The sequence below is a fragment of the Acinetobacter lactucae genome, from assembly GCF_001605885.1.
GTDB classification, from domain to species: domain Bacteria; phylum Pseudomonadota; class Gammaproteobacteria; order Pseudomonadales; family Moraxellaceae; genus Acinetobacter; species Acinetobacter lactucae.
The window spans coordinates 133,060-139,600 of record NZ_LRPE01000037.1 but is presented as its reverse complement, the minus strand read 5'-3'; the positions used below and the strand labels follow the sequence as shown (position 1 = coordinate 139,600).

Here is a 6,541-nt window from a genome sequence, read left to right as displayed (position 1 = left end):
GTACACGTCGTTCTATGGGAAAACGCTAATTTTGAAAAACAGGCAATATGCCTGTTTTTTTTATTGATTGAGTAAAATTTCCTGATAATAACTTTTTTTCTTTTGGTACATGTGGTGGTCGGCTCGCTTTAACATGTCCTCAATTTGTTCATTTGTTTGAGTGGTTGCATGTCCAATTGCAATACTTACTGGATGGCTTGAATAATATTGATTGTCAATATTAAAAAGTTCTTGAATCGTCTGGAGCATAATTTGAACATTCGCTTCATCTGCCCCCGGCATTAAAATCACGAACTCATCACCACCGATTCTAGATGCTGTATAGGCTGTATTTGAAATAGCCTGACTTAAAATATTTCCAACACGACGTAATAAACCATCTCCAATATCATGTCCAAACTGGTCATTTGTTTCCTTTAAACCATTCATATCTAAAAAAATTGAAGAAACAGGACGAATAATACTTCGGTTTAAACGATTAAGTTCCTCTGTAAAAAAAGCACGGTTATAGAGTTTGGTAAGGACATCATGTTGTCCTAAATATTCAAGATAGTTTTCTGCTTTTTTCCGAGCCGTAATATCTGTCAATGCAACTTGTACCAATCCCCATGTATCTTCATATCCGGGAAAAACGGTAAATTGAAGCAATACATTTCTTATTTGGCCATCTAAAGCGTAGTTAATCGCTTCACGTTTATGATGAATATTACCTTGCCATAATTCAATGAGTTGCTCCCGAAAGGTTTCAATCATTTCTTCAGCAAAAATCTTGTGTGTATTTCTTAAAAGTGTCGACTTATCAGGAGCTTTAAATAAATCAAGAGTCGCCTGATTAACATCTAAAATTAAAATATCTTCTATACATTGGCGGACAAATTCAGGATGGACATCTAAAAACGTTCTAAAGTCCTCAATTCCCAATAGCCTAAGTTGATCAATTCTATTCTTTATACGGCTGAAATCCTCGACCCAAAGAGATGTAGGTGAGTAAATAAACATAGATTCAGCTAAGCGACGATTTTTCTCTTCCTGACGAAGTGCATTTTGATATGGGGTGATATCTTCGGTAGTAATTAATATCCGTTCAAAAGTGGATTCAGAACCAGGTAAAATGGACCCTCTTAACTGAACATCAATACGTTTTCCTGATAAGGTGTAATTTACAGTAGTGCTTGAAAAATGGGTTTTACCATTCCATAACGTTTCAAGCTCATAAATATGTGATTCGAACATTTCCTTTTTAAAAATAAGATTCAAATTCGAATATAGTTCTTCGTGTGTTGTTGCTTCAAAAAGTTCTAAGGTTTTTTGATTAACACGAACAATTTTAATTTTATGGGCGCATTCGATAACTAAATGTTTATTTTGATTTAAAAAATCGTAAAGGTTTTCAATACCTTGATTTCTCCATAAATCAAATTGTTGTTTAACTTCACTGAAATCCTCAATCCACATTGGAATGGGGCTAAGGTCAAAAATCGAAGAATCTAAAGTTTCCATATGTTTCTTTAAGTATTCAGTTTGCCTTGAAGTATAATGAGAAAAATTAATATTTGGGAGGATAAAGAGTTTAAATCTATTAGAATAATTAAAAATAAAAAGATTAAATGTAAGTAAAAATAAAATAATGAGAAAGCAGAGATTATCTGCTTAGCTCATAAATTTATAAGAAAACTTAACGATTAATAGGGTGATCAATGTTTTTTTCGCCACGCCATAGTTTAATAAAGTCTTGTTCATCAAAATCGTAAAGTTCCATGAGTGCAACGACAGCACTCACAAAAATCATGGCACCCTCAGAATTTCCATGAAGATTGAAAATTTTACCATTGAGCTTACCTAAAATATCATTAAGCTCATGGTCACGGCCTCGTCCATAACGATCTCGCGGATACAACTCTTCATTTAAAACAATAAGCGCTATGGCTTTTTCAGCATCTGATAAATCAGTTTTATCTAAAGCTTCTTCAAAAGATTCACTGCCATGATTAAAGTAAAAAATAACTTCATCGTTAATGAAACTTTGTACCATCTTTTGAGTTAAAGTTGGAAACTGAGATACCGCATTATCTTCAACATAAGGTTTAAAAGATTCTGGAAAGATAACGTTGTGGTAGATACCTTTAAAAAGAGGAGCAATTTCGGAAACTTTATAACCCGCAATACCACAACCTAAAGCAGTAACAAAATATTTCATTTTAGGATGGTTTTTTGCATAAATTTTGAAGTCTTCAACATAGTGCTCAATTTGGGAAAGTGGCATTTGTTGAATGTGTTCATTTAAAGTTGGAATTGCAAAGCTTTGTCCAGCCCAGCCACGACCTACACCTTCAACTGCCCCGAAGTGCTGACTTGCCACACGTGCTGCACCGCTACTGTGTTGTCCGGCAAGATTACTTCCAAATACAAAAACTGTATCTTCGGGAAGTTCGGTTACAATACTTTCATCATGATATTGATAGGTCATGGTTATACTTTTTGTTTAATGGATAGCTTCATGTTGCAACCGATTAGGGTATTGGTCAAGTGTTAAGATGCTTAATCTTTTACACAGAATTTCCAGCTCAATTTAGACTTTAAATTAAGATAAAAATCCCCATTAAAAGGGAAGACGTTAAATTCAATTTTTTCATAAAGAGAGATAACTTTGAACGAAAATCAACCTTTTGATTTGGTCACTCATTATCAGCCAGCAGGTGATCAGCCACAGGCCATTGAAAAGCTGGTAAATGGTATCGAGCATGGTTTTCGTAATCAGTTATTACTGGGTGTAACTGGCTCGGGTAAAACCTATACCATGGCAAATGTAATCGCTCAAACACAGCGACCTACAATTGTGATGGCCCATAACAAAACATTGGCTGCTCAGCTTTATGGAGAGTTTAAAGCGTTTTTCCCAAATAATGCGGTTGAGTATTTCGTAAGTTATTATGATTATTACCAACCAGAGGCTTATGTCCCATCTTCAGATACTTTTATTGAAAAAGATGCGGCCATTAATGATCACATCGACCAGATGCGATTGTCAGCAACACGAGCTTTATTAGAGCGTCGTGATGCAATTATTGTGGCTTCGGTATCTGCAATTTATGGTTTGGGCGACCCAAATGCCTATATGCAAATGTTACTGCATGTGGTTGAGGGCGATCGTGTAAGTCGTGATGAAATTATTCGTCGTTTGGTTGAAATGCAATATACGCGTAATGAACTTGAGTTCTTACGTGGTACCTATCGAATTCGTGGCGAAATTATTGACATTTTCCCTGCTGAATCTGATCAACATGCGATTCGTATTGAGCTATTCGATGATGAGGTTGATTCCATCCGTTGGTTTGATCCGTTAACCGGTAAAATGGTTCGTAAAGTTCCGCGCGTGACGATTTATCCAAAAAGCCATTATGTAACACCAAAAGACCATCTGACTCGTGCCATTGATACGATTAAAGATGAGTTGCAAGATCAACTTAAATTCTTCCGTGAACATGACAAATTGTTAGAAGCTCAGCGTATTGAGCAGCGCACCCGCTATGATTTGGAAATGATGCAACAGTTGGGCTATACCAATGGTATCGAAAACTATTCACGACATTTGTCTGGTCGTCCAGCTGGTGAAGCGCCTCCAACTTTATTTGATTATGTACCAGAAGATGCATTGTTGATTATTGATGAATCACACGTTACTGTTCCGCAAATTGGAGCAATGTATAAAGGTGACCGATCACGTAAAGAAAATTTAGTGAATTATGGTTTCCGTTTACCAAGTGCACTTGATAATCGACCAATGAAGTTTGAAGAGTGGGAGCGCATTGTACCGACGACCATTTTTGTAAGTGCGACGCCAGCTAGATATGAGCTAGAAAAGTCTGACCAAGTTGTTGAGCAAGTGGTACGTCCAACAGGACTAATCGATCCTGAAATTGAAGTTCGTCCTGTATTAACTCAAGTTGATGATGTTCTTTCTGAGATTAATATTCGTAAGAACCTAAATGAACGTGTGTTGGTAACCACTTTAACAAAACGTATGGCAGAAGACCTCACTTCTTATTTAAAAGAATACGGGGTTAAAGTCGCTTATTTACACTCAGATATTGATACGGTTGAACGTGTCAAAATTATTCATGAGTTACGTACAGGTGTCTTCGACGTTCTCGTTGGTATTAACTTACTACGTGAAGGTCTCGACATGCCAGAAGTCTCTTTAGTTGCTATTTTAGATGCAGATAAAGAAGGCTTTTTACGTTCAGAGCGTTCACTCATTCAAACGATTGGCCGAGCTGCGCGTAACATAAAAGGTAAAGCAATTTTATATGCTGACCGAATTACTGACTCTATGCAAAAAGCCATAGATGAGACTGAGCGCCGTAGAGCTAAACAAATCGAGTTCAACGAGTTGCATGGTATTACGCCACGTAGTGCTGTTCGTCAGGTCATCAAAGAAATTGATTCAGGTGAAGTACTTTCAGATGATGAGATTGATGAGAAGGTCCTTGAACAGGCACAAGCTTTAAGTGCGGATGAAAGACATATTCTCTCTGATCCAAAATTGTTTAGTAAGCATATTACTAAGCTTGAAAAAGAGATGTTAAAAGCTTCGAAAGATTTGCAGTTTGAACAAGCAGCGCGGATCCGTGATGAAATCATTCGACTAAAAGCGCAAATGTTGCAATAAACGAATACATAACGCTACATAATGTGTTTAAAAAACAAGCTACTGTAGATATTTGAGTTCTTTTGCATTCACAACTAATCGTTGAGGGCAACAATGGCATTTCGAAATAATGTTCCGCAAGCCAGTTGGCGTCTGGCTAAAATTGCGTTGGGCGGTGTCGTTTTGGCTGGTTTAGCTGTTGGAACCTATGTCTATGCTCAGCCGAAACCGTTGCAAACTGTTTATAAAGTTGAGCTAGACCGATATTTAGGTGTCTGGTATGAAGTCGCTCGTAAGCCTGCATTTTTCCAGAAAAAATGTGCTTATAACGTATCAGCAACTTACACCTTAAACGAAAATGGAAATGTAGTTGTAGATAATCGCTGTTACGATAATCGAAAACAATTACAGCAATCTATCGGGGAAGCCTTTGTGGTTAACCCACCATATAACACTAAATTGAAAGTTAGTTTTTTACCTGAAGCGGTAAGGTGGATTCCAGTAATTCGCGGGGACTACTGGATTTTAAAAATTGATGAAGACTATCAGACGGTCTTAGTAGGCGAGCCTTCACGTAAATATCTTTGGGTTCTATCAAGAACTCCTCATCCTGAGCAAGAAGTGGTAGATGAATATCTAAATTATGCAAAAACATTAGGTTTTGATATCCGAGATGTTATCCGTACAGAACATAAAGAATAATGGTGTATGTCGGGTTAAGAAGAATCCATGTTTTTACATGGTTTTTTCTTTTTTATAGTGGATAAATCAAGTATTGTAGGGAGCTATTTTTACTAAAGTCTAAGAGGTTGATGATGTTTAAGGGCGTGATCTTGTCTGTCATGGCATCATTCACTTTTGGTGTACTTTATTTTTATACTCAATTATTAAGCCAGCTAGATAGTGAGCAAACTTTTGGATGGCGGATTATTGCAACACTACCGTTCCTTACTTTGTTTATGTGGTGGAGTGGTGATTTAGCATATATCAAAAATATCTATCAGCGTATTTTGGTTAAACCGTCTTTACTATTATTATTAATCACAACCTCTATTTTAACCTCAGTACAACTTTGGCTTTTTTTGTGGGGGCCTATGCATGGGCGAGGCCTACAAGTATCTTTAGGATATTTTCTATTGCCGCTGGTTCTGGTCTTAGCTGGAAGTGTGCTGTATGGCGAAAAAATATCAAAATTTCAATGGGTCGCAATTATTCTTGCAGTCATTGGAGTTAGTCATGAGATATGGCGTTTAGGAAGTATTGCTTGGGAAACTGCATTGGTAGCAGTTGGCTATTCAGCTTATTTTTTATTACGTAAGAAAATTAAAACAGATAACTTAGGTGGCTTCTGGTGGGATTTGGTCATTATCATGCCCGTTGCGGTTTATTTAACACATACAGGTTTACTGCCATATAGCAAATTTTTTGATCAGCCTACGCTTGGCTTGGTCATTGTAGGCCTTGGAATTTTAAGTGCTATTGGGCTGGGAAGTTATATTCTCGCGAGTCGTTTTCTACCTTTAGTTGTGTTTGGGCTCTTAGGATATTTAGAGCCAGTATTACTTGCTTTAGCTTCTTTAGTGTTAGGGGAGAGTATTGGTCAGGAAGAATGGTTCACTTATATTCCGATTTGGTGTGCTGTTTTTGTACTCGTTTTAGAAGGGGCAATTCATCTTTATCAACAACGGCAAAAAGCCCAAAATCTGCAACTTAATATCACGAAATATCAAAAAAGATTAAAAAATGATGAGTTCAATTAGTTCGTTACAATCTAAAAAGTAAGAAAAAGCAAAAATTTAGCTGATTTAAACAATAAGATAATAAAAAATAATTATAGGTATTTTATGAATTTATGATGAATTTTAGGAAAATCTAGCCACTAACGTCAGCTTT

Annotated in this window: 5 protein-coding genes; 3 read left to right on the top strand and 2 right to left on the bottom strand. The window is 36.6% G+C overall.

The features are described 5' to 3' along the window. Positions 1-60: 60 nt before the first annotated feature. Both AWW73_RS14615 and AWW73_RS14610 read right to left on the bottom strand, forming a co-directional pair. The gene (locus AWW73_RS14615; protein ID WP_062850017.1) at positions 61-1,500 is read right to left on the bottom strand and encodes a sensor domain-containing diguanylate cyclase; all 1,440 of its coding nucleotides are present in this window, start codon (positions 1,498-1,500) and stop codon (positions 61-63) included. A gap of 175 nt (positions 1,501-1,675) precedes the next feature. Then, positions 1,676-2,467: an A1S_2505 family phage non-structural protein gene (locus tag AWW73_RS14610; protein ID WP_062850016.1), complete on the bottom strand. Its 792-nt coding sequence runs from the start codon at positions 2,465-2,467 to the stop codon at positions 1,676-1,678. 180 nt (positions 2,468-2,647) lie between these two features. Here AWW73_RS14610 and uvrB point away from each other — a divergent pair, with 180 nt between their 5' ends. From uvrB to rarD, 3 genes are all read left to right on the top strand, one after another. After that, positions 2,648-4,669, top strand: coding sequence for an excinuclease ABC subunit UvrB (gene uvrB, locus AWW73_RS14605; protein ID WP_016146106.1), 2,022 nt, complete (start codon positions 2,648-2,650; stop codon positions 4,667-4,669). A gap of 93 nt (positions 4,670-4,762) precedes the next feature. After that, a complete protein-coding gene (locus tag AWW73_RS14600) occupies positions 4,763-5,350 on the top strand; it encodes a lipocalin family protein (protein ID WP_031949042.1) in 588 nt (195 codons plus the stop codon). 110 nt (positions 5,351-5,460) lie between these two features. Further along, positions 5,461-6,408 (top strand): EamA family transporter RarD, encoded by a 948-nt coding sequence (rarD, locus tag AWW73_RS14595; protein WP_080648723.1) that lies wholly within the window; start codon positions 5,461-5,463, stop codon positions 6,406-6,408. Positions 6,409-6,541 lie beyond the last annotated feature (133 nt).